This is a genomic window from Nitratireductor sp. ZSWI3 (genome assembly GCF_024655565.1).
GTDB lineage: Bacteria > Pseudomonadota > Alphaproteobacteria > Rhizobiales > Rhizobiaceae > Nitratireductor.
Genome location: NZ_JANKOF010000003.1, coordinates 19,117 through 41,845, shown reverse-complemented (window position 1 = coordinate 41,845; position 22,729 = coordinate 19,117). Strand labels below are relative to the sequence as shown.

The following is a 22,729-nucleotide window of genomic DNA, read 5'->3' as shown; positions in this document are numbered from 1 at the left end:
CCTTGCGCAATTCGCATTGCAGCATTGGAGTTCGCGTTGAGCGCCGGTACCATCAGCATCGAGAAGGCCCAAGAGCTTGTGGGCCAGGAAGTCGGCCTGTCCAACTGGCGTGTCGTCTCCCAGGAGATGATCGATCAGTTCGCCGCCGCGACCGACGACCATCAGTTCATTCACACGGATCCTGAACGCGCCGCGCGCGAGACCCCCTACGGCAGCACGATCGCGCACGGCTTCCTCTCGCTCTCCCTTCTGTCGACCATGGTCTTCGAGGCGGTCCCGCTGCTCGAGGGTTCGAGCATGGGCGTCAATTTCGGCTTCGAGCGCATCCGTTTCCTGGCACCGGTGCGGTGCGGCGCGCGGATTCGTGCGCGTTTCGTGCTCGCCAATCTGAACGTGCGCCCCTCGGGCATCGTCGAAGTCAATTATGACGTGACGGTCGAGATCGAGAATTCGTTAAAGCCCGCGCTCACAGCCCATTGGCTGACGCTGGCCATGCCGGACCGCTCCAAGGAGGGCTGAGGGCCGGTGCGCAGAGTGGAAGGACCTACAGCGTCCTTTATGCATCCAAAAGGATGCATGGCACCCTAAACGATGCCGCAAGCGCGGACGAGCTTCAAAAGCCGGGGCAAGGAAGGTGTGGTGTTCATCGCGCACCACGTCTCACGCGTTTCTCCGCCGTAGCTTTCCTTGTGCTTGGCGAGCGATTGCGTGGGGTAGATGAAGCGCTGCGCGAGCGGATTCGTGTAGATGAAGCGGAAGGCCCTGCGGGTCAGCCAATCCTTGTTGAATTCCTTGTCCTCGATCCGATGAAACGGCATCAGGCCGAAATAGACCCGCGGCACGCCCTCGGACTGAAAGGTCTCGACCGCATGCCGCACGAGGAAATAAGCCGCCAGAGGATCGACGTCCGGCAGCCAGCGGCGCGTCGCCGAGAGATAGCCGATCAGCTTGCCGTTTTCATAAAGAGGATCGAAAAACGCCAGCGCGACCGGCTTCCCGGCAGAATCGAGAATGAAGAATTTGCGCACGCCCTTCTCGTCGGTCAGTTGGATCGGGCGGACGAGAAAGGAAAGCTCCCGCCGCTTCGTCGTGCGTGTCTTCCGCCAGCCGACAGAAACCGCCTCCACCTGCTCGGGATCGAGAGTCGCGAGCGGTATCTCGGCGACCGAGTGACCGGTGCGCGTGAAGCGGTTGACGGCCGTGCGGAAGCTGCGCCGCTTGGGGCCATCGAAACTGAAATCGGCAAGATCGATGAAGTTCTCGATGCCCAGTGCGTTGACGAAGAACCCCCGCGACGTCAGCAACTGCGCCATTGGCCGCGAGACCTGCCAGAAGGTGACGTCCTTCTTCTGCGCCACAAATTCATCGAGCAATGACGGCCAGCGCTCTTGCGGCGCCAGCGGATCGGCAAGCGCAAAGGCGGTCTTGCCGACTTTCCGATAGGCGATGAAGCCGCGTTCGTCGCCGAACCGGTACATGCGCGGCTGGAACGCCACGGAATAGGCCAGAACGAAATTCCCGTGGTTCTGGAGAAGCGCCTCGCGGACTGATGCGGGAATGACACCGCCTTCAGCAAAAGGCGCTTTGGTAGGCACGCGCATTGGATGGGTCACGATAGTGAATCACGCTTTACACCCCCACCGGAGGAGGGATGCCACGCGCCGCGGCGACTGGCAAGATGCGTTGACAATAAAGAAACAAAAGAGTTATTTAATTGGCTCTTGGGAGATTCGCCATGGTCACTGTCATTTCCGCCGAACACGAGGAAGCCCTGCCCGAAACGGCGGACGAGCGCGTCCTTTTCAGTCTCAAGACCAAGGGGGCGATGACGGCGCAGCGGCTCGCCCATCTGCTCGGAATATCGCCCGTCGCGGTGCGCAAGCAGCTTGCCCGGCTCGAAGCAGCGCAGCTCGTTCGCTATCAGGAGGAGGTTCGCGGCCCGGGGCGCCCAGAGCGCGTCTGGCGCCTGTCGGCCAAGGGGCACGCGCGGTTTCCCGACAGCCACTCCCAGCTCACTCTCGAACTGATTTCCTCGATCCGGCGCATCTTCGGCGAGGATGGGCTGAACCGGCTGATCGGCCAGCGCGAACAGACCATGGAAACGGTCTACGCGCAGGCGCTCGAGACCGAGCGGAGCCTCGAGGCTCGCGTCACCACCCTCGCCCGTCTGCGCGCGAAAGAGGGGTATATGGCCTCGGTCGAGAAACTGGATGACGGTGCCTTCCTGCTGATCGAGGATCATTGCCCCATCTGCGCGGCCGCACACGCCTGCCAGGGATTTTGCCGTTCCGAACTCAACATTTTCCGCACGGTTCTCGGGCCGCAGACACGCGTTACCCGCACGGATCACCTCCTCGCCGGCGCCCGGCGCTGCGCATATCGCATAGAGACCAACAGGCCGGCCTGACGGCGCACCGGCTTTCGCGGCCAAACGAGGCTCACATCATGACCGACACGAACACGCACGCCCCGCTCGGCAATGCCGGCTGGTCCGCCATAATCAGAACGGGCCAGCTCGGACAGTTCGCCCTCCTGTGCCTGGGCATCTGGCTGCATGCGGCCGATACTCTGCTCGTCGCCACGGCGATGCCGGCCGCGGTGGCGGAGATCGGCGGCGACCGCCTCGTGAGTTGGACGCTCTCGCTCTATCTGCTGGGCTCGATCCTGTCGGGAGCGGCAGCATCCCTGACGGCCGCGGCGACGGGCCTGAGGCGCGCCTTCGTGCTCGCCGCGCTCATCTACACCGCAGGCTGCGCGATCAGCGCGCTGGCGCCCGACATGATCGTCATGCTGGCCGGCAGGTTCGGCCAGGGCGTCGGCGGCGGTCTCCTCGTGGCGCTGACCTATGTGGCCATCCAGCGTCTGTTCCCCAAGGACATGTGGCCGCGGCTTATCGCATTGATGTCGGCGATCTGGGGCGCATCGGCCTTCTGCGGGCCTCCGATCGGCGGCTTCTTCGCCGATATCGGCCTGTGGCGCTGGGGCTTCTGGGTGTTCGCCTTCCAGGCCCTCCTGCTTTCGGTCATGGTGCCCGCCTTCATGCGCCCCGGCGAGCGCGTCACCGCCGCCGGTCAACGCTTCCCGGTGGTGCGGCTGGTCCTTTTGTCGGCGGCCGTTCTGTCCGTGGCGGCCGCGGGTATCTACGTCACGCCCGGGACCTCCCTCCCGCTGGTGATCGCCGGCGGCTTGTTCTTCTGTCTTTTCCTGCGGCGCGACGGCAGCCGCGCCGCGAACCGGATGTTCCCGGCCCGCGCCTTCGACCTCCGCACCCTCGTCGGCGCCGGCTTCCTCGCCAATCTCGCCCTGGGCACGGCGGCCATGTCCTTCACGGTCTACGGGCCGTTCCTGCTGAACCGGATCCACGGCATATCCGCGCTCACTGCCGGATACATCATCGCCGCCGAATCGGTCGCCTGGAGCACGACCGCGATCGTCTTTGCCGGCGTCGGGGCGGTCGGCGAACGGCTGGTGATGCGCAGCGGCGCCTTGCTGATCGTGCTGGCGATCGCCTTGATGGGGCCGGCCATGGCCGAGGGGCCGGTATGGGCGGTGTTGATGCTCTCCCTCGCTCAGGGCGCAGGGTTCGGCCTGCTGTGGGGCTTCCTCATCCGCCGGGTCGTTGCCGCCGCCCCGGAGGCCGAACGCGACAGCGCCTCCTCGGCCATGCCGACCACCCAGCAGATCGCCTTCGCGCTGGGTGCCGCTCTGGCGGGCATCGTCGCCAACATGGCCGGCTTTGCGGAAGATGGCGCAAAGCTGGAAACCATGCAGGAAGTCGCCTGGTGGTCCTTCGTCAGCTTCGTTCCGCTCGCCGCCTTCGGCGCGGCCGCGGCCTGGCGCGTGGCGCGATCCTGAAATCGATGGCGCTAACCCTTCTTCGGCTCGGCCTCGTGGTCTGACCGAAACAGATGGTACCATCTGTTTCGATAAGTCAGCCCACAAGCTGTTGATCTGTTGGGATCGCACCACTAGTTCCGCTTCGGCGCTCCGGCATGACTGGTTGAGGTCACCGAAACGGGGTCGCTGGCCGGAAACGTGCTCTCGAGTCCTTCCTCCAGTTCCTCGTCGTGCTCGTGATCGCTCTTCTGGTGCCTGGTGGCCTTCCTGGTCGCAAACTCGCCCGGGGCGCCCGTGCGGGTTATCTGGGTCGCCGAGACCGGGTCGCTGGCCGGAAACGTCTCTTCCAGCCCTTCCTCCAGAGCCTCTTCCTGCGCGTCGTAACGCTCCTTCTCGCGCGCAGTGCGCTTTTCGTCCTGGTCCTTGGGCGGCTTCGGGGAAGTTTTCGGGGGGTTCTTCGGGTCTGGCTGCATCGCGACAATCCTTTTTGCGAAAACGCGGCGCCCCCCACGGTGGTTCCGCCATGGGTTCGAGATCATGCGCGGCCGCTTTCCACGCCGAAACGAGCGCCGCCACTCAATGCAAGATGCCGGACCGCTGCACCGCAAGATGTCGGACCGCTGCACCTCGTCAGCTTTCGGGTGGCTTGCGCAAGCCCCGTCTGAAAGTTTTCGGCGACCCGCCATAGCGGGCGCAACGGACATCGAAAGGAACCGGACATGTTCTCATTGATCGGCAAGGTCGCCATCGTCTCAGGCGCGAGCTCGGGCATCGGTCGGGCTGCTGCGAAGCTGTTTGCCGCACAGGGCGCGAAACTGGTGATCACCGCGCGCCGCCGGATCGAGCTCGAAGCTCTGATCGGTGAAATCGAAACGGACGGAGGCGAGGCGATCGCTGTTGCCGGCGATGTTCGCGACGAGGCGCATCATGCGGCCTTGGTCGACCTTGCCGAACGCCGTTTCGGCGGTCTCGACATCGCCTTCAACAACGCCGGCGTGGTCGGCACGCTGGCCCCGCTCGCGCAGCTCACGGCGGAAGACTGGCACACGGTCATGGAAACCAATCTCACCGGCGCCTTCTTCGCCGCCAGACATCAGGTTCCCGCCCTGCAGAAAAGAGGTTCGGGATCGCTGATCTTCACATCCAGCTTCGTCGGCCACACCGCCGGCATTCCCGGCATGGCCGCCTATGCCGCGACCAAGGCAGGCCTGATCGGGCTGACACAGGCGCTGGCCGCCGAACTCGGCGCCGAGGGCATCCGCGTCAACGCTCTGCTGCCGGGCGGCACGGACACGCCGGCAGCAACCTTCAGGACACCGGAAGAACGTGCCTTCGTCGAAGGCTTCCACGCACTGAAACGCATCGCGCGCCCGCAGGAGATCGCCCAGGCAGCGCTCTATCTGGCCTCCGACGCATCGAGCTTCACCACCGGCACGGCCCTCCTCGCCGACGGCGGTGTCTCCATCAGCAAGACGTGAGGAAGGCACCGGCGCCCGGTTTTTCCGGGCCGCCGGAGCCCGAATTTATTCGCCTCAGCCTAGACAAAGACCGCCGGTTCTGGTATGAGCCGGCCCAATTCATGGCTGATCATGGCCAGGAAACCTTTGCCCATGGGTGAAGGAGAAGCAGATTTCAACGTTTTGAAGATCAACCTTCGACAGGAAGCCCACGTGCAGGTACTCGTCCGCGACAACAATGTTGACCAGGCGCTTCGCGCGCTCAAGAAGAAGATGCAGCGCGAAGGCATTTTTCGCGAGATGAAGATGCGCGGGCACTATGAGAAGCCGTCCGAGAAGCGCGCCCGCGAAAAGGCCGAAGCCGTGCGCCGTGCGCGCAAGCTGGCCCGCAAGCGCGCCCAGCGCGAAGGACTGGTCGGCGGCGGCCGCGTCGCAGCCCGCTGATAGCGCCTATCTTTCGACGATTTCTGTCTTTATCCAGCGCGGTGTGATCAAGGGATTGCGCCGCGTTTTTGGCGTATCCGATGATTTTCAGAACGGGGACAGCAATGGCTTGGTTTGGCATGCGGGGTGTGGCATTAGAAACGATGACTTCGATCCGAACCACACGCGCCTCCTCCTATAGGAACGGCCTCGCCGCACTCGCCCTCCTGGCGCTCGCCGCCTGCCAATCCAGCGGCCCAGCCACCGATATCACCCGGATAGACACGGCCCAGGGCTCGACCGAGAACATATCCTCCCTCAGCGCCGTGATTCAGCGGACGCCGAACGAGCCGGAAGCCTACAACATGCGCGGCAGCGCCTATGGCAGGGCCGGACGTTATGCCGAGGCCCTGAAGGATTTTGACAAGGCGATCGAGCTCAATCCGCGCTCGCACAACGCCTATGCGAACCGCGCGCTCATCTACCGTTACATGGGCCAGAACGACCGCGCGCTCGCCGACTATAACCAGGCGATCGCGCTCGACCCCAAATATGACACGGCCTATATCGGCCGAGCGGAGATCTACCGCCTTTCCGGTCGCAGCACCGAGGCTCTTGCCGATCTCGAACGCGCCATTCAGCTCGACACCACCGATCCGCGCGCCTATCACCGGCGCGGCCTGCTCTACCAGGCGAGCGGCCAGCACCAGTATGCGATCGAGGACTTCGCCACAGCCATCTCCCTGGCTCCCGACACCCCTTACGGCTACAACGGCCGCGGCCTTTCCTATCTCGCCCAGGGCGACGATGAAAACGCCTTCACCGACTTCAACACCGCCATCCGCCTCGACGACAAGATCGCCGAGAGCTGGGCCAACCAGGCGCTCGTCTACGAGAAACGCGGCGACAGCGCCAAGGCCGCGAAATCCTATGCGCGGGCGCTTCAGCTCGACCCGGATTACGGTCCCGCGCGCGACGGCCTGGCACGGACCCGGAGCTGATTTTTGCGTTTTCCGCGCGAACGCATCCGCCATCTGAACGGCTGATCCGGGCCGGCGTGCGCGGCGATCGTGATCATGCAAACCTGGAACCTTGCTGCTCCTGACGGGTTATCGGCCCGAACCGGACCCGAACCGGAAAGGAGTTCAGCAATGAAAAATGCGCTCATCCTCGCCTCCCTCCTGACTGCTTCGATGACCATTCCCGCTCTCCCCCAGGAGCGGGTCGAACTCGGCGTGTTGGATTGCGTGATCGAGGGCGGTGCCGGCGCGGTGGTCGCCTCCTCCAAGGAACTCGCCTGCACATTCGAGCCTGCCGATGAGAACCGCCCGCCGGAGAACTATGTCGGCGTCGTCAACAAGTTCGGCCTCGATATCGGCGTCACCGATCCGGCGGTCATGCAGTGGCTCGTCCTCGCCCCGACATTCGATCTCTATGCGCCCGGCGCTCTTGCCGGCGATTTCGTCGGCGCCAGCGCAGAGGTTTCCGCCGGTTTCGGAGCCGGGGCCAATGTCCTGGTCAGCAGGAAAAGTGACAGCCTGATGCTTCAGCCGGTCAGCGTGCAGGGCCAGACGGGCATCAACGTCGCCCTGGGCGTCAGCGAATTCAAGCTGCGTTCGACCGCTCCGTAAACACGGACCCGCCAGAAAAAGAGAGCCCGGCTGATGGCCGGGCTCTTGTCTTGGAACTCAGTGATCCATCGCCTTGACGATGTCTTCCGTCATCTTCTTGGCATCGCCCAGAAGCATCATCGTGCCGTCCTTGTAGAACAGCGTGTTGTCGATGCCGGCATAACCGGAACCGAGCGACCGCTTGACGAACAGGCAGGTGCGCGCCTTGTCCACCTCGAGGATCGGCATGCCGTAGATCGGCGACGACTTGTCGTCGCGGGCGGCGGGGTTGGTCACGTCATTGGCGCCGATGACATAGGCAACGTCGGCTTGCGCGAACTCGGAATTGATGTCCTCGAGCTCGAACACCTCATCGTAAGGCACCTGGGCTTCGGCCAGAAGGACGTTCATGTGTCCGGGCATGCGGCCCGCCACCGGGTGAATGGCATACTTCACCTCGACGCCGGCGGCCTTCAGCTTGTCGGCCATTTCGCGCAAGGCGTGCTGTGCCTGCGCGACGGCCATGCCGTAGCCCGGCACGATGATCACCTTCTGCGCGTTCTGCATCAGGTAGGCGGCATCGTCCGCCGAGCCCTGCTTGATCGTGCGCTCGATGCCGTCGTCGCTGCTCGCCGCCGTCTCGCCGCCGAAGCCGCCGAGGATGACGGAGATGAAGGAACGGTTCATGCCCTTGCACATGATGTAGGACAGGATCGCACCCGAGGAGCCGACCAGGGCGCCGGTGATGATCAGCGCCAGATTGCCGAGCGTGAAGCCAATGCCGGCCGCCGCCCACCCCGAATAGGAGTTGAGCATCGAGACCACGACGGGCATGTCCGCACCACCGATCGGCACGATGATCAGGACGCCGAGAACCAGCGAGGCGAGAACGATCAGCCAGAAGACGGTCGAGCTCTGCGTGGTCACCAGCGCGATGATCAGAACCACCAGCAAGGCCGCCAGCCCGGCGTTCACGAAGTGGCGCATGGGCAGCAGGATCGGCTTGCCGGACATGCGACCGTCGAGTTTCAGGAACGCGATGACCGAGCCGGTAAAGGTGATTGCGCCGATGGCGACACCGAGGGACATTTCAACCAGCGCCTGGGCGTGGATGTCTCCCACCGTGCCGATGCCGAAACTCTCCGGTGCATACATGGCGGCGGCCGCCACCATCACAGCGGCGAGACCGACCAGCGAGTGGAACGCGGCCACCAGTTGCGGCATGGCCGTCATGGCGATCCGCTTGGCAATCACCGCGCCGACGCCGCCGCCGATGACGATGCCGGCGAGGATGAGCACGAAGCCGCCGAAGTTCGGCGTCGCATAGACGAGCGTCGTGACGATGGCGATGCCCATGCCCACCATGCCGTAGAGATTGCCCTTGCGGCTGGTCGTCGGATGCGACAGGCCCCGCAGAGCCATGATGAAGAGGACGCCGGAAACGAGATAGAGGAAGGATGCAAGATTGGCGCTCACGTCACTTGTCCTTCTTCTTGTACATGGCGAGCATGCGGCTGGTGACGAGGAACCCGCCGAAGATATTCACCGAGGCCAGCACCAGGGCGATGAAACCGAAACCGGTGGCGAGCCCGGAGGCGGAGATGCCGACGGCCAGCAGCGCCCCGACGACGATCACCGAGGAAATCGCGTTCGTGACCGACATCAGCGGCGTGTGCAGCGCCGGGGTGACCGACCAGACCACGTAGTAGCCGACGAAGATCGCCAGCACGAAGATCGCCAGCCGGAACACGAAGGGATCGATCGCGCCGCCCGAGGCGCCATGCGCCAGCGCGCCGGCCGCATCGGCCACTTCGGCCGCCTGCATGCCTTCGATCGCGGCGCGCACGCTCGCCACGGCGCTGTCGAGCTGACCGAGCGCCTTTTCGAGAGCAGTTTGTTCCATCAGGCTTCTCCTCCCGATTTTGCTGCCGCAGGTTTCTTTGCGGCGCCCTTGGCGCCGGTCGCCTTGGCGGCCGGCTTCCTTGCCACGGCCGCACCGCCCGCCTTCGCGGCGGGCTTGCGTGCCGGCGCTTTCCCGGGAGCGGCCGCCTTTGCCGTATCGGCGAAATTGGCATGCACCACCTTGCCGCCATGGGTGAGCATGGTCGCCTTCACCAGCTCGTCGTCCATGTCGATGGCAAGCGCCTTCTTCTCCTTGTCGATCATGGTCTCGAGGAAGGTGTAGAGGTTCTTGGCGTAAAGCAGCGAGGCCGAAGCGGCGACGCGGCCCGGCACGTTGAGATGACCGATGATCTTCACGTCGTTGGCGGTGGTGACCACCTGGCCGGCGACCGCGCCCTCGACATTGCCGCCGCGCTCGACCGCCAGGTCGACGATGACGGAGCCCGGCTTCATCGCCTTCACCATGTCGGCGGTGACGAGGCGCGGCGCGGGCCGCCCGGGGATGAGCGCCGTGGTGATGACGATGTCCTGCTTGGCGATGTGGTCCGCGACGAGCTCGGCCTGCGCCTTCTTCTCGTCCTCGGTGAGTTCACGGGCATAACCGCCCTCGCCGGAGGCGTCCTTCAATGCGTCGGTCATGATGAATTTGGCGCCGAGCGACTGCACCTGTTCGCCGGCGGCGGCGCGCACATCCGTTGCCGTGACGACTGCGCCGAGGCGGCGCGCCGTCGCGATGGCCTGCAGGCCGGCAACGCCGGCCCCCATGACGAACACCTTCGCCGCCGGCACGGTGCCGGCCGCCGTCATCATCATCGGGAGCGCCCGGTCATACTCGGCGGCGGCATCGATCACCGCGCGATAGCCGGCGAGATTGGCCTGCGAGGACAGGACGTCCATCGACTGGGCGCGCGTGATGCGCGGCATGAATTCCATGGCGAAGGACGTGACGCCCGCATCGGCCATGGCGGCCACATCGGCTTCGTTGCCGTAAGGGTCCATGGTGGCGATGACCACCGCGCCCTTCTTATAGGATTTCAGCTCGGACGATGTGGGGCGGCGCAGTTTGAGGATCACGTCGGCTTTGGCGGCATCTGACGATTTGCCGATCCTGGCCCCGGCCTTTTCGAATTCCCCGTCGAGGATACGGGATCGCGAGCCGGCGCCCGCCTCGACCACCACATCCAGACCGAGGCCCGTCAGCCGTTTGACCGTGTCCGGGGACGCCGCTATGCGGCTTTCCGCAACGTCAACTTCCTTAGGCACAAATATGCTCTGCCCCACCGTAACATCCTTTCGGTTGGACCGTCCTCCCCTCGGGACCGCAAGGCGCGGCCCCGCGCATCAGCCTCGCTTGCTCAGCGCAGCAGCCAGGTGCCCAATGCCGTGATGAGGATGAAAAGGACGGTGCTGGAGAAAAAGCCCGCAGAGGTGAAAAAACCGAACGCCATCGCAACCAGGATCGCGATGACCACCAGGCTCGAATATTTGGAGATGGTCAGGAAAAGATTATACGTGCGCTCGTGCTCGGCGTAATCCATTTCCGCGCCCGTTTCGGCCGGACCGGCCGGCGTATTGTCTGCCATCAGAAAAACCCCATGGGAATACAAGTGGTCTTGGGGAATAGCGAAAAGATGGCGCAAGGGCAATGGCAGGAATGCCGCATTGGAGGCTGTCCAGGCGTTTCAATCGGTTTGCGGCTTCCGCAGCGTGCCGTCCGGCTCCGCCTGGCCTGCCCGCATCACGAAAGCCAGCGCTTGCGGCGCTTGTAATGCTTCACGTTGCGGAACGAGCGGCGCCCCTCGCCGCCGACGCCCAGGTAGAATTCCTTGACATCCTCGTTCTCGCGAAGGGCGCCGGCCTCGCCGTCGAGCACGATGCGGCCCGACTCGAGGATATAGCCGTATTTGGCGTAGCGCAGGGCGACATTGGTGTTCTGCTCGGCCAGCAGGAACGACACGCCCTGCTCGTCGTTGAGCTGCTTGACGATCTCGAAGATCTCCTCGACGAGTTGCGGAGCAAGTCCCATCGACGGTTCGTCGAGCAGGATCATCTTCGGCCGCGACATCAGAGCCCGGCCGATCGCCGTCATCTGCTGCTCGCCGCCGGAGGTGTAGCCGGCCTGCGAGTTGCGCCGTTCCTTGAGGCGCGGAAAATAGGTGTACACCAGGTCGAGATCCTCGCGGATCGCGGCCTGCCCGTCGCGCCTGGTGAACGCTCCGGTCAAGAGGTTGTCTTCGACGGACAGGTGGCCGAAACAATGCCGCCCCTCCATCACCTGGATGCAGCCACGGCGCACCAGCGCGTTCGGCGACAGGTTCTGAACCTCGGCTCCCTCGAAGAGGATCGACCCCTTCGTCACCTCGCCCCGCTCCGCATGAAGCAGGTTGGAGATCGCCTTCAATGTCGTGGTCTTGCCGGCACCGTTGGCGCCGAGCAGCGCGGTGATGCCGCCGCGCGGCACGGACAGCGAAACGCCCTTGAGCACCAGAATGACGTGATCGTAGATCACCTCGATGTTGTTGACCTCGAGAATGGTCTCTGCCGCGTCGATGGCCTGTGCCGGAGCTGTCGTCATGCTGCGCCTTCTTCCATTTTTGGACCCGCCGCCCCACGCCCGTGCGAGCGTGGGGCGACGCCTCGCATGTGCTACATCTTGCACTCTTCGTTGATCGGCCACGGAGCGTTGGCCGCGGCATATTCCTTCGCCTTTTCCATCTCCAGAGGTTCGATGTCGGCGCGATCGGGCATCAGGATATCCGACGCCTTCACGAATTTCGCGCCGTCCCATTCGAGCATCCAGCCGCCGCCGTGGCCAGTGTGGTCTGCACAGGAGGTGCTGAACGGCACCAGCATGCCTTCGGCTCCGAGTTCCTTCAGGCGGGCCTCGTCGAGCTTGATGTTCTCCAACCCCCAGCGCAGCTGGTCCGGATTGGGCGCGCGCACGTCAAAGTGCTCCTGCGCCGCCTTGATGCCCTCGACCAGGATGATCGAGATCATCAGCCCGCGCTGGTAGAACACGGAATCGAACTCGCCTTCGGCCTGGCTGATCTGCGACTTGCCGGCATCGACGACGTGCTTCTTGATGTCCTGCATCAGCGGCGTCTCCGAATTCGGGACGCTCCACGAGATCGAGCGGTAGCCTTTGCCGGCATCGCCCACCAGCTTCAGGTCGCCGTCATGGCCCGACCACCAGATGCCGAGGAACTGATTCATCGGATACTTCGTCTTGACGGCTTCGGTGACGGCGCCCGCATTCATCGCGCCCCAGCCCCACATGATCACGAAATCCGGTCGCTCGCGGCGGATCTGCAGCCACTGGGCCGACTGGTTCTGCATTTCCGTGAGACCGACCGGGATCGGCAGCAGCGTGAAGCCATGTTTCTCGGCGAGCGCCTCGAGCAGCGGAATGGGCTCCTTGCCATAGGGGTGATCGAGATGCAGGAGAGCGATCTTCTTGCCGTTGAGACTGTCGAGATTGCCGTCGGAGATGTGCTTCAGGATCATCGATGCGCCGTCCCAATAGGACGATGGCGGGTTGTAGGCCCACTGGAACACCTTGCCGTCGGACATCGGCGAGAAACCGTAGCCGGGCGCCAGAATCGGAATCTTGTCGACATTCGACTTCGGCAGCACCTGCAGGGTGATGCCGGTCGACCAGGGCTGTGTGACCACGGCCCTGGCCTTGGTCTTCTCGTAGCACTCGACGCCTTTCTCGGTGTTGTAGCCCGTCTCGCATTCGTCATACTGGAGCTTGACGCCGTTCAGGCCGCCGTCGCGCTCGTTGAGCAGCGTGATGTAGTCGCGCTGGCCGTTCATGAGCGGCGTGCCGGTGGCCGCGAAGGGCCCGGTCCTGTAGGCCAGGTTCGGGATGTAGATGCTATCGTCCTGCGCTGCGGCCGGCACGGCAATGCCGACGCCGAGCGCCAGCACCGACGACAGGACCACGGTCTTGAGCAATGTCTTCATGCTGTTTCCTCCACTTGTTCTGTCCTCCGGGTGGAAGGGCGAACCCGCCCTTTCCCGGGGGCATACCCCTTTGCTTCTCATCAGTGCGGGAATGGCCACAATATGAGCTTCTCCCTGATCATCGCCCAGAAGCGCGCCAGGCCGTGCGGCTCGACGATGAGAAAGGTGATGATGAGCGCACCGATGATCATGATGTTCAGATGCTCCACCGTCGCCGCGTCGAGAGGCAGGCCCAGGGCCCTCGGCACCGCGCTGATGATGACCGGCAGGGCGACGATCAGGATCGCCCCCAGGAAATTGCCCAGCACCGAGCCCAACCCGCCGATGATGGCGATGAACAGCACGCGGAACGAGAGGGGGATATCGAACAGGTTGGCCTCGGCGGCCCCCCTCCACAGGAACACGAACAGCGCCCCGGCGATGCCGACCACATAGGACGAGACGAAAAACGCCATCAGCTTCGTGCGCATCAGGTTGATGCCGACGAGTTCGGCGGCGATGTCCATGTCGCGCACCGCTTTCCACATGCGCCCGATGCGCCCACGCGTGATGTTGATCGCAAAGACGGTCATCACGCAGACGACCGACAGCACGAAATAATACTGCACGATCGCCGAGGCCCGCGGCCCGGCCACGGTGACGCCGAACAGATTGATGTTCGGCACCTGGATGGCGCCGGAGGCATTGTAATTGTAGAGCCACGACCATTTCTGGAACAGCCAGACCAGAAAGAACTGAGCGGCCAGCGTGGCGATCGCCAGGTAGAAGCCTTTGATCCTGAGCGAGGGCAGGCCGAAGATCACGCCGACGGTGGCGGAGAAGAAGCCCGAAAGGGCGATCGCCACGACGATGTTCATCTCCGGGAAGATCGAGATGAGCTTGTAGCAGGCATAGGCGCCGACCCCCATGAAGGCGCCGGTGCCCAGCGACAACTGCCCCGCATAGCCGGTGAGGATGTTGAGGCCGAGCGCGGCCAGGGAATAGATCAGCACCGGGATGAGCAGCGCGCGAAAGGTGAATTCGCTGGCCGTCAGCGGAAAGACCGCAAAGGCGAAAACCAGGATCACCGCGAGCAGGATGGCATCCTGGCGCACGGGGAACAGCGCATGGTCGGCCTGGTAGCTGGTCTTGAACTGGCCTGCAGTGCGGTAGAACACGGGCTATCTCCTCCAGCCGGATGCTGTGGTGGCGAGGTGGGTTACCCCCCTCTGGCCTGCCGGCCATCTCCCCCTCAAGGAGGGAGATTGGCCTTCATCGGGCACGCCATCCGTTCTGCAAGGCCGGCGGTTGAATGCCGTCCTCCATGTCAGCCGATCTCCCCCCTTGAGGGGGAGATGCCCGGCAGGGCAGAGGGGGGTGAGTCGCGCCGACCGGAAACCCATGGTTCATACCCGCTCGATGATTTTTTCGCCGAACAGCCCCTGCGGGCGGAAGAGAAGCACCAGCAGCGCCAGCACGTAGGCGAACCAGGCTTCGGTGTTGCCGCCCAGAAGCGGCTGCCCCCAATAGATCTCGAAGACCTTCTCGAGGATGCCGATGGCAAGCCCGCCGATGATCGCGCCCATGACGCTTTCGAGCCCGCCCAGCATCAGCACCGGCAATGCCTTGAAGGCGATGACCTCGAGAGCGAAGGACACGCCGGCGCGCGCGCCCCAGACGATGCCCGTGGCAAGCGCGATGACACCGGCGATGAACCAGACGATCACCCATATGGTGGACAGCGAGATGCCGACCGACAGCGCCGCCTGATGATCGTCGCCGAGCGCCCGGATGGCCCGGCCGATCTTCGATTTGTTGAGGAAGACGAGGAGCCCGATCACCAGGAACACCGCACCGACGACCGCCGTCAGATCCTTCTGCTCGATCGACACGAAGCCGCCGAAAGGCTCGAAGATGAAGCTGTCCGTCGGGATCATCAGTTCCCGGGTGATCATCACCTTGTTCTCGCCCCCGAAGATCAGCTCGCCGAAGCCGATCAGGAACATGGTGATGCCGATGGTGGCCATGAACAGGATGATGTCGGGCTGGTTCACCAGAGGCCTCAGCACCACGCGCTCGATCGCCATCGCCAGGGCGAGCATCACCAGCAGCGTGAGCGGCAAGGCGAACAGCGCCGGAACGCCCCTCTCGTGCAGGCCGACCAGCGTCAGCGCGGCGAAGACGACCATGATGCCCTGCGCGAAGTTGAAGATGCGCGAGGATTTGTAGATCAGGACGAAGCCCAGCGCGATCAGCGCGTAGAGGACGCCCCCGACGAGCCCCTCCCACAAGACCTGCAGCAGGAAGTCGGGCGCCGCCGCCATGTCGGCGAAGGGTTTCACCAGGATACCGTTGAGAAAGTCCATCTGCTTCCCGCTCCCTGCCGAGGTCTAGTGAGGCACGCCAAGATAGGCGTCGATCACGTCCTGGCTGTTCTTCACCTCATCGGGCGGCCCGTCGGCGATCTTCTTGCCGTAGTCGAGCACGACCACCCGGTCGGACAGATCCATCACCACGCCCATGTCGTGCTCGATCAGCGCGATGGTCGTTCCCCGCTGCTGATTCACGTCGATGATGAACCGGCTCATGTCCTCCTTTTCCTCGAGGTTCATGCCGGCCATCGGCTCGTCGAGAAGAAGGAGGCTCGGCTCCATGGCGAGCGCCCGGCCGAGCTCGACCCGCTTTTGCAGGCCGTAGGGCAGCTTGCCCACCGGCGTGCGCCGGATGTGCTGGATCTCCAGGAAATCGATGATCTCCTCCACCTTCTCGCGATGCTCGATTTCCTCGCGCAGCGCCGGGCCGTGCCACAGCATCTGCCAGCCGATGTTGCGCTTCATCATGACCGAGCGACCGGCCATGATGTTGTCGAGCGTCGACATGCCCTTGAACAGGGCGACGTTCTGGAAGGTGCGGGCGATCCCCTGCCCCACGGCCTCGTGCGGCTTCATCGAACGACGCTCCTTGCCGCGAAAGACGATCGTTCCCTGCTGGGGCGTGTAGAAGCCGTTGATGACGTTGAGCATCGAGGTCTTGCCGGCGCCGTTGGGGCCGATGATGGCGCGGATCTCCCCCTTCAGCACGTTCAGCGATATGTCGGTGATCGCCTTGACGCCGCCGAAGGAGAGCGAGACGTTGCGCACGTCGAGCAGCACGTCTCCCTTGGCGATGCCGTCTTCGGGCGCGACGAGCTGCGTGTGGTCCGGACGCGGGTTCATTCGGCTGCCTCCCGCATGATTTCGGCCGGAACGTCGTGCACCTTGGCATCGACGATCCTGACGGTGGCGCGGATGACGCCCTTGCGGCCGTCCTCATAGGTCACCTGCGTCTCGACGGACTTCTCCGACGAGCCGTCATACAGCGCTTCGATCAACTCGCCATACCGTTCGGCGATGAAGTTGCGGCGCACCTTCTGCGTCCGCGTCAGCTCGCCGTCGTCGGCGTCGAGCTCCTTGTGGAGGACCAGGAACCGCTTGATCTGCGAGGCGGCCATCAGCGGCTCGCGCGACAGCCGGCGGTTGGCCTCGTCGACATGCGCGGCGATGGTCTCGTAGACGCGCGGATGGTTCGCCAGCTCCTGATAGGAGGCATAGGCGATGTTGTTGCGTTCCGCCCAACTGCCGACCGCGGCGAGGTCGATGTTGATGAAGGCGGCGCAGAACTCGCGGCCATGGCCGAAGGCCACCGCCTCCTTGATGTCGGGGAAGAACTTGAGGGTGTTCTCGATGTATTTGGGGGCGAACAGCGCCCCGGACGAAAGCTTGCCCACATCCTTGGCGCGATCGATGATCTTGAGCTGCCCGTCCTTGTCGAAGAAGCCGGCATCGCCGGTGTGCACCCAGCCATCCTCGGTCTTCGTCTCGCGCGTCGCCTCCGCGTTCTTGTAGTAACCCACGAAGACGCCCGGCGAGCGGTACATCACCTCGCCGGTATCGGCGATCTTGATCTCCACTTCTGGCGAAGGCAGGCCCACCGTGTCGGGGCGGATCTTCCCGTCGGCCTGGGCGGTGATGTAGACGGTCGCCTCGGTCTGGCCGTAGAGCTGCTTGAGATTGAGGCCGAGAGACCGGTAGAAGCTGAACAGCTCCGGGCCGATCGCCTCGCCGGCCGTGTAGCCGACGCGCATGCGCGACAGTCCCATTCTGTTCTTCAGCGGGCCATAGACCGCGAACTCGCCGATCGCGTATTTCAGGCGGTCCCACGCCCCCACGGCATCGCCGTTCAGAAGGCGCTCGCCGACCTTCGAGGCATGGGCGAGGAAATGGTCGAACATCCACTTCTTCAGCCGCCCCGCATCCTCCATCCGCACCATGATCGAGGTCAGCAGGGTCTCAAACACGCGCGGCGGCGCGAAGAAATAGGTCGGCGCGATCTCGCGCCGATCCTCGTTGATGGTCTCGGCGCTCTCAGGACAGGCGACGCAGAAGCCCGCCGTGTAGGATTGCGCGTAGGAGAACAGGTGGTCGCCGACCCAGGCAAGCGGCAGATAGGCGATGATGGTCTCGTTCTCGTCGAGCTTGTCGAACGCGTTCCCGTTGATCGCCGAACGGACGAAATTGTCCTGCGAAAGCATGACGCCCTTGGGCCGCCCGGTGGTGCCGGAGGTGTAGAGGATGACCGAGAGGTCGTCTCCCCTGCCTTTCTCGATCTCGGCGAGCCATGCCGGGCCCGCATCCGCGTCTTCGGAAAAGCGCTTCAGGCCGGCTTCGCGCACGCTCTGATAGGCATGAAGATGTGTGTGATCGTAGTCCTTGAGGCCGCGCGGCTCGTCGTAGATCAGCTCGGTCAGCGCCGGCACGCGATCGGCGACGGACAGCACCTTGTCGACCTGCTCCTGGTCCTCGACCACGGCGAACTTCACCTCCGCGTGGTCGAGCACATAGGCCATCTCCTCGGCCACCGAATCGGCATAGACGGGCACCGGCACCGCGCCCAGGGACTGCACCGCGGCAAAGGACCAGTAGAGCCGCGGCCGGTTGGAGCCGATGACGGCGACCTTGTCGCCGCGCTTGAGGCCGATCGATTGCAGGCCGAGCGCCAGGGCCCGCACCTCGTCGAGCTGTTCGGCCCAGGTCCAGCTTTGCCAGATGCCGTAATCCTTGAAGCGCATGGCCGGGCGGTCGCGAAAGCGCTCAGCATTGAGCAACAGATATTTCGCAAACGTGTCCGTCGACGCTCTGCTTTGCGCCAAGCCGTTTCCTCCCGCTTTCGGCGGTTTACCACCGTTGTTTCCGATTCCTCCCGAACCGGACAGTCTTGATTGGGTGGAGGTTTTCATGAAAACCACGCGCAATCAACAGGCCGCTTGACAGACAGGCCGCTAGTTTGCCTTTATAATGCAGGTGGGTTGTGCTTGAGCATTTCTGGATGCCGGGCTGCGCAACAATTCACGGCTTTGTCCCAACCTCTCCAACCAAAGTATCAGACGATGGGGTGGCGCTGCTCTTCTTTGCCCGAGCCGGCGCATCACGAGCCGTAGCGGCTCAAGGCTTCCGCATCGACGATCGTGATCCGTCCGTGCGCAGCCTTCAGCAGCCCCTCTTCCTCAAGGTCGCGCAAGCTGCGGTTGACCACTTGCCGGGAGACGCCCGCAAGAAGTCCGAGCTCCTCCTGGCTGATCTCGATCTCGTTGCCTGCCGCCGGATAAAGGGCGCGATTGAAGAACCAGGACAGGTTCCGCGCCACCCGCGCCTTCGGATCCAGGATGCGGTCGTATTCGATGGTGGCGATGAACTGGCCCATGCGCTCGTTCAGCTGCCGGACCAGGAACCGGTTGAAACCGGTGCTGTTGTCGAACAGCCACATGAAGGCGCCGCGCGACAACATGGCAAGGCGCGTGTCGCGGATCGCCACGACATCGTATTTGCGGCGTTCGTTCTTGAGGACCGACCCCTCGCCGAACCAGCCACCATCCGTCACCCCGGCAAAGGTCATGGCCTTGCCGGCGGCAGAGATGGCGCTGATCTTGATCAGCCCCTCGATCACGCCGGTCCAGTGGTCGAGCCGGTCGCCGCGATGGCAGATGTAGCTACCCTTCGAGAAGAAGCGCTCGGTCAGGCCACGCCGTGCGCGGTCGAGCTCTTCTTCAGTGAGCTCAGCCGCCCAAACGACGGTTGCAACGATGTCCTTCTTGGCGCTCATCTCTCATCGATAGCCTGCCAACCCACGGGCGACAAGAAGGCCCACGCTCGGCTGGCGCTCTAAGCCGCACTGAGCAGATACTTGGCCGTCGGCAAGACCGTCAGCGACGCCGCTTCTCCGCTGGCCGGCCGCTCGAACAGCAGACGCTGCTCGGCCCGGTTCGAAAGGAAGAAGGGAAACCGCTCGACGATGGGTCCGAACTCCTTGGCGCAAACACCGCCGAACAGCATCAAGGGGACGCTGATCGGCGGGTAAACCCTCTCCGGGCTCATCTGCCGCGCGCCGAAGATCCGGCTGTAGAAGGCCGTGTGCTCCTGGCGGATGAGACAGGCGCAATAGGTCGAGCGGAAATACTCGTAGGCGACGATCACCAGCCGCAACGTGATGTAGGGAAGCGTCCGGTATTCACGCGCCAGCTCCGGGTCGGCCGCCAGCATGCTGGGGTTGATGCAGCTCTCCCCCCGCTCGATCAGCGGCGTCATTACATCGCCGAATCCCTTGGTGACCGGACCGAGCGGATTCTCCCGGTCGATCTGATGAAGCCGCACCGTGCTCACCAGCTGGCCGTCGATATAGACGCCAAAGTTGTAGCAGTTCGGAAGATCGTCCAGATCGTCCTTGGTGATCTGTCGCTCGGATTCGGGAACGAACCCATGCGCGCGGTAGGACCTGTAACGAAGATTGTAGATCGCCTCACGATCTTCACCGGTGTCGCAGCGTCGGTATTCGGTCCGTTCCAGAAGCGCCATGACGCTGTCTACGAAACCGGAAGCCTTCTTCTCTGCCCCACTCACGACCCCACGCGCGTCGGATTTCAGCCCGACCAGGCCAGTACTCGTGACCATTGCCGCATTGCCCCACGTCGATTTTATGCCTCTCTTCACAACAGCGTAGACCACCCGCTCTCGTTGTAAAGCTGAAATTAAGAGGTATCTTGTTTAGATTTTATTAACCTTAACAAAAGGTTTTCGGCGAGAACTCATCAAGGACAAAAGCGCTTCCACGCAACAGGTGGTTGCTTCACAGGCTGAGGCGATTGCGGCCCGCCCGGGCCTTGGTCACGACGGGCTGTTTCATTTCTGCCATCGTTTCGATGCCTGAGGCCGTCAGCGCCGGCCCGAACAGAAAGCCCTGGAGCAGGTCCGGCTTCACGAAGCTTTCGAGCAGCTTTAATTGGTCGAACCGTTCGACGCCCTCGACCGTCACCGCCAGCCCCAGCTTGCGCGACAGGTCGACGACGCCCTGCAAAAGGTAGAGCGAGCGCTGCCCTTCCTTGAGATTGGCGACGAAGCTGCCGTCGATCTTGACCTTGTCCAGCGGCAAGGTGTGCAGATAGCTCAACGAGGAATAGCCCGTACCGAAGTCGTCGAGCGCAATGCGCACGCCCAGTCCCTTGAGCGTGCGGATATAGGCGATCGTCGCCTCTGTGTCGTTGAGAAGCGCCGTCTCGGTCACCTCGATCTCCAGACGATTAGGCGAGATGTCCGCCGCCTGGAGGGCGGAGCGGACCTTGTTCACCACATCGCTGGAGCGGAAGTCCTTTGCGGAGAGATTGACCGAAACGCCGATCTGCTCCGGCCATTTCGCGCACTCCTTGCACGCCGCGTCCAGGACGACGGAGCTGATCTCTGAGATCAGGCCCATCTCCTCCGCCAGGGGAATGAAGACCGACGGCGAGACGAGGCCGAGTTCGGGATGGTCCCAGCGGCAAAGCGCCTCGCAGCTGGCGATCCGCATCGTCCGGGCGTCGACGATCGGCTGGTAGACGACCCGCAGATTGCGCGCCTCGATGGCGCTCCTGAGATCGGCTTTCATGATCTGCCGGTTGCGGAAGGCGACATCCATCTCCGTCTCGAACAGGCGCCACCCGTTCTTTCCGAGTTCCTTCGCCTTGTAGAGCGCGAGATCGGCCTTGACGATCATCGAATCGACATCGCCGTCCCGCACCGACACGACGACCGCGCCACCGCTCGCCTGCAGGCGCATAGCGTGGCCGGCCACATCCACCTCGCCCCGCAGCGCGCCGAAGATCTCGTCGAACTGCGCGCTGAAGGCGGCCTCGCTGTCGACCTGATTGAAGAAAATCATGAACTCGTCGCCGCCGAAGCGGCTGATCCGCACATTGTCGCTGCCGAACGCCGACAGGCGCTCCGCCATGGCATAGATGAGGCCGTCGCCGACGGGATGGCCGAGCGTGTCGTTGACGCTCTTGAAATCGTCCAGATCGAGCACGGCCAGGCCGCACAGGCGATCCTGATCGCCCGCCGCCATCGCCTCGGTGACCTTTTCATGAAAATAGGCCCGGTTGGGCAGGCTCGTCAGGCTGTCGTAGCGGGCCATGAAGCGGATCTTCTCCTCCGCCTCGACGCGGCTCGTCACCTCCTCGAAGGTCAGGACGCCCACCTCGTCGTGCCCCTCGCGGGCCGCGAATTCGAAATGACGCCCGTTCGTCATGCTCAGGAGCACCTTGCGGTCGCGCCCCTCGCGCAGGGCCTTCGAAAGATGCTCTTCCGCATAGGCATAGTCGCGCTGGGAAAGCAGCCCACTTGCCACGCCCCGCATCAGCAGCGATTTCAACGTGCGCCCGAGCATCTGCTCGGAAGACCGGAAGCCCAGCATTTCGGCGGCCTGTGCATTGCTGACGACGACGCGCTCTTCGTTGTTCAGCATCAGGAGCCCGTGCGGCATGGTGTTCAGCGCCCGGTCGAAGCGCTGCGCCAGACGCGTCGAGCGCTTCTCCTCGCTGATCGCCGTGAAGAGCACGGTGCGCACCAGCTCCGCCATCTTCATGACGACGAGCATGAACGGCGCGATGAACATGCCGAGAATGAAATGATAGATGTCGCCCTTCATCATCAGCGCGAGGGCGATCGGGAAGACGATGGTCAGGGTGAGCACCGAGACCATCTTGCGCGAGCCGTAATTGCGGCCCGCGATGGTGATCGTTCCGCACAGAATGGCCGAGACGGCAGCGAGTTCGGCGAAGCTGTCGTTGCCCCAGAAGATCGACACGAAGCCGAAGGCGCCGACAACCACCCCGTGCATGCTGCCCCACCACAGGTAGCGTCGTTCCCAGGCGAGAGCGGAGGCGTAATCGGAAATCAGGGCGTGATCGACACGGGTGATCTTGAAGTAGCGCCAGATGCCGGCCACCAGCATCAGCGGCCCCAGAAGCAATTGCGCGACCTGGCCGGTCTTGTAATAGAGAAGGACGGCGATCAGCGCATAGCAAAGCGCCCCGAGAGGCAGCACTCCGACGTCCTGAAACAAGGACCGGATGTACCCCACATAGACGTCTTCAGGAATGCTGTTCTTGCTGTTTTTCACCGCACGAGCCCGATTGACGTGCTCAGCAATGGCATAACAGCACTTAAGAAAGCTTTATATTATAGACCTTTCGCCCGGCCTGCTGGTAAC

Annotated in this window: 22 protein-coding genes; 7 read left to right on the top strand and 15 right to left on the bottom strand. The window is 63.6% G+C overall.

Features of this window, described 5'->3' with window-relative positions:
• The first annotated feature begins 36 nt into the window (after nt 1-36).
• Complete coding sequence (locus NUU27_RS02050) at nt 37-519, top strand: MaoC family dehydratase (RefSeq protein ID WP_257760382.1); 483 nt, start codon at nt 37-39, stop codon at nt 517-519.
• Between the two features lie 65 nt (nt 520-584).
• Here NUU27_RS02050 and NUU27_RS02045 read toward each other — a convergent pair whose 3' ends face one another.
• The gene (locus NUU27_RS02045) at nt 585-1,601 is read right to left on the bottom strand and encodes a DUF2156 domain-containing protein (protein WP_257760381.1); all 1,017 of its coding nucleotides are present in this window, start codon (nt 1,599-1,601) and stop codon (nt 585-587) included.
• Nucleotides 1,602-1,735: 134 nt separating this feature from the next.
• Here NUU27_RS02045 and NUU27_RS02040 point away from each other — a divergent pair, with 134 nt between their 5' ends.
• Both NUU27_RS02040 and NUU27_RS02035 read left to right on the top strand, forming a co-directional pair.
• Nucleotides 1,736-2,407: a metalloregulator ArsR/SmtB family transcription factor gene (locus NUU27_RS02040; protein WP_257760380.1), complete on the top strand. Its 672-nt coding sequence runs from the start codon at nt 1,736-1,738 to the stop codon at nt 2,405-2,407.
• Nucleotides 2,408-2,445: 38 nt separating this feature from the next.
• Nucleotides 2,446-3,855: an MFS transporter gene (locus NUU27_RS02035; RefSeq protein WP_257760379.1), complete on the top strand. Its 1,410-nt coding sequence runs from the start codon at nt 2,446-2,448 to the stop codon at nt 3,853-3,855.
• A gap of 113 nt (nt 3,856-3,968) precedes the next feature.
• Here the strand turns inward: NUU27_RS02035 and NUU27_RS02030 are convergent, their stop codons facing one another.
• Nucleotides 3,969-4,310 (bottom strand): hypothetical protein, encoded by a 342-nt coding sequence (locus tag NUU27_RS02030; protein WP_257760378.1) that lies wholly within the window; start codon nt 4,308-4,310, stop codon nt 3,969-3,971.
• Between the two features lie 246 nt (nt 4,311-4,556).
• Here NUU27_RS02030 and NUU27_RS02025 point away from each other — a divergent pair, with 246 nt between their 5' ends.
• From NUU27_RS02025 to NUU27_RS02010, 4 genes are all read left to right on the top strand, one after another.
• Nucleotides 4,557-5,315, top strand: coding sequence for an SDR family oxidoreductase (locus NUU27_RS02025; protein ID WP_257760377.1), 759 nt, complete (start codon nt 4,557-4,559; stop codon nt 5,313-5,315).
• Nucleotides 5,316-5,507: 192 nt separating this feature from the next.
• A complete protein-coding gene (gene rpsU / locus NUU27_RS02020; RefSeq protein ID WP_022712514.1) occupies nt 5,508-5,738 on the top strand; it encodes a 30S ribosomal protein S21 in 231 nt (76 codons plus the stop codon).
• A gap of 143 nt (nt 5,739-5,881) precedes the next feature.
• The gene (locus tag NUU27_RS02015) at nt 5,882-6,718 is read left to right on the top strand and encodes a tetratricopeptide repeat protein (protein WP_257760376.1); all 837 of its coding nucleotides are present in this window, start codon (nt 5,882-5,884) and stop codon (nt 6,716-6,718) included.
• Between the two features lie 150 nt (nt 6,719-6,868).
• Nucleotides 6,869-7,348, top strand: a complete 480-nt coding sequence (locus NUU27_RS02010) for a DUF992 domain-containing protein (RefSeq protein ID WP_257760375.1) — start codon at nt 6,869-6,871, stop codon at nt 7,346-7,348.
• A gap of 57 nt (nt 7,349-7,405) precedes the next feature.
• On the opposite strand, the gene NUU27_RS02005 is transcribed toward NUU27_RS02010, so the two are convergent.
• The 13 genes from NUU27_RS02005 to NUU27_RS01945 form a co-directional block, all read right to left on the bottom strand.
• Entirely contained in the window at nt 7,406-8,803 is a 1,398-nt protein-coding gene (locus NUU27_RS02005; protein ID WP_257760374.1) for an NAD(P)(+) transhydrogenase (Re/Si-specific) subunit beta, read from the bottom strand.
• Nucleotide 8,804: 1 nt separating this feature from the next.
• Nucleotides 8,805-9,230 (bottom strand): NAD(P) transhydrogenase subunit alpha, encoded by a 426-nt coding sequence (locus tag NUU27_RS02000; protein WP_257760373.1) that lies wholly within the window; start codon nt 9,228-9,230, stop codon nt 8,805-8,807.
• Nucleotides 9,230-10,510 (bottom strand): Re/Si-specific NAD(P)(+) transhydrogenase subunit alpha, encoded by a 1,281-nt coding sequence (locus NUU27_RS01995; RefSeq protein ID WP_257760372.1) that lies wholly within the window; start codon nt 10,508-10,510, stop codon nt 9,230-9,232. The genes NUU27_RS02000 and NUU27_RS01995 overlap by 1 nt, the downstream gene beginning before the upstream one ends.
• Nucleotides 10,511-10,584: 74 nt before the next feature.
• Entirely contained in the window at nt 10,585-10,812 is a 228-nt protein-coding gene (locus NUU27_RS01990) for an aa3-type cytochrome c oxidase subunit IV (protein WP_257760448.1), read from the bottom strand.
• A 155-nt stretch (nt 10,813-10,967) separates the two neighbouring features.
• The gene (locus tag NUU27_RS01985) at nt 10,968-11,804 is read right to left on the bottom strand and encodes an ABC transporter ATP-binding protein (protein WP_257760371.1); all 837 of its coding nucleotides are present in this window, start codon (nt 11,802-11,804) and stop codon (nt 10,968-10,970) included.
• A 71-nt stretch (nt 11,805-11,875) separates the two neighbouring features.
• Nucleotides 11,876-13,195 (bottom strand): ABC transporter substrate-binding protein, encoded by a 1,320-nt coding sequence (locus NUU27_RS01980; RefSeq protein ID WP_257760369.1) that lies wholly within the window; start codon nt 13,193-13,195, stop codon nt 11,876-11,878.
• A gap of 80 nt (nt 13,196-13,275) precedes the next feature.
• Nucleotides 13,276-14,352: a branched-chain amino acid ABC transporter permease gene (locus tag NUU27_RS01975; protein WP_257760368.1), complete on the bottom strand. Its 1,077-nt coding sequence runs from the start codon at nt 14,350-14,352 to the stop codon at nt 13,276-13,278.
• A gap of 228 nt (nt 14,353-14,580) precedes the next feature.
• Entirely contained in the window at nt 14,581-15,540 is a 960-nt protein-coding gene (locus NUU27_RS01970) for a branched-chain amino acid ABC transporter permease (RefSeq protein WP_257760367.1), read from the bottom strand.
• Between the two features lie 24 nt (nt 15,541-15,564).
• Nucleotides 15,565-16,389 carry an ABC transporter ATP-binding protein gene (locus NUU27_RS01965; protein ID WP_257760366.1) on the bottom strand — a complete coding sequence of 275 codons (825 nt, stop codon included), beginning with the start codon at nt 16,387-16,389 and terminating at the stop codon, nt 15,565-15,567.
• A complete protein-coding gene (locus NUU27_RS01960; protein WP_257760365.1) occupies nt 16,386-18,362 on the bottom strand; it encodes a long-chain fatty acid--CoA ligase in 1,977 nt (658 codons plus the stop codon). The genes NUU27_RS01965 and NUU27_RS01960 overlap by 4 nt, the downstream gene beginning before the upstream one ends.
• 275 nt (nt 18,363-18,637) lie before the next feature.
• A complete protein-coding gene (locus NUU27_RS01955) occupies nt 18,638-19,312 on the bottom strand; it encodes a Crp/Fnr family transcriptional regulator (protein ID WP_257760364.1) in 675 nt (224 codons plus the stop codon).
• Nucleotides 19,313-19,371: 59 nt separating this feature from the next.
• The gene (locus NUU27_RS01950; RefSeq protein WP_257760363.1) at nt 19,372-20,157 is read right to left on the bottom strand and encodes a hypothetical protein; all 786 of its coding nucleotides are present in this window, start codon (nt 20,155-20,157) and stop codon (nt 19,372-19,374) included.
• A 175-nt stretch (nt 20,158-20,332) separates the two neighbouring features.
• On the bottom strand, nt 20,333-22,639 hold the full coding sequence (locus NUU27_RS01945) for a bifunctional diguanylate cyclase/phosphodiesterase (RefSeq protein ID WP_257760362.1): 2,307 nt from the start codon (nt 22,637-22,639) through the stop codon (nt 20,333-20,335).
• Nucleotides 22,640-22,729 lie beyond the last annotated feature (90 nt).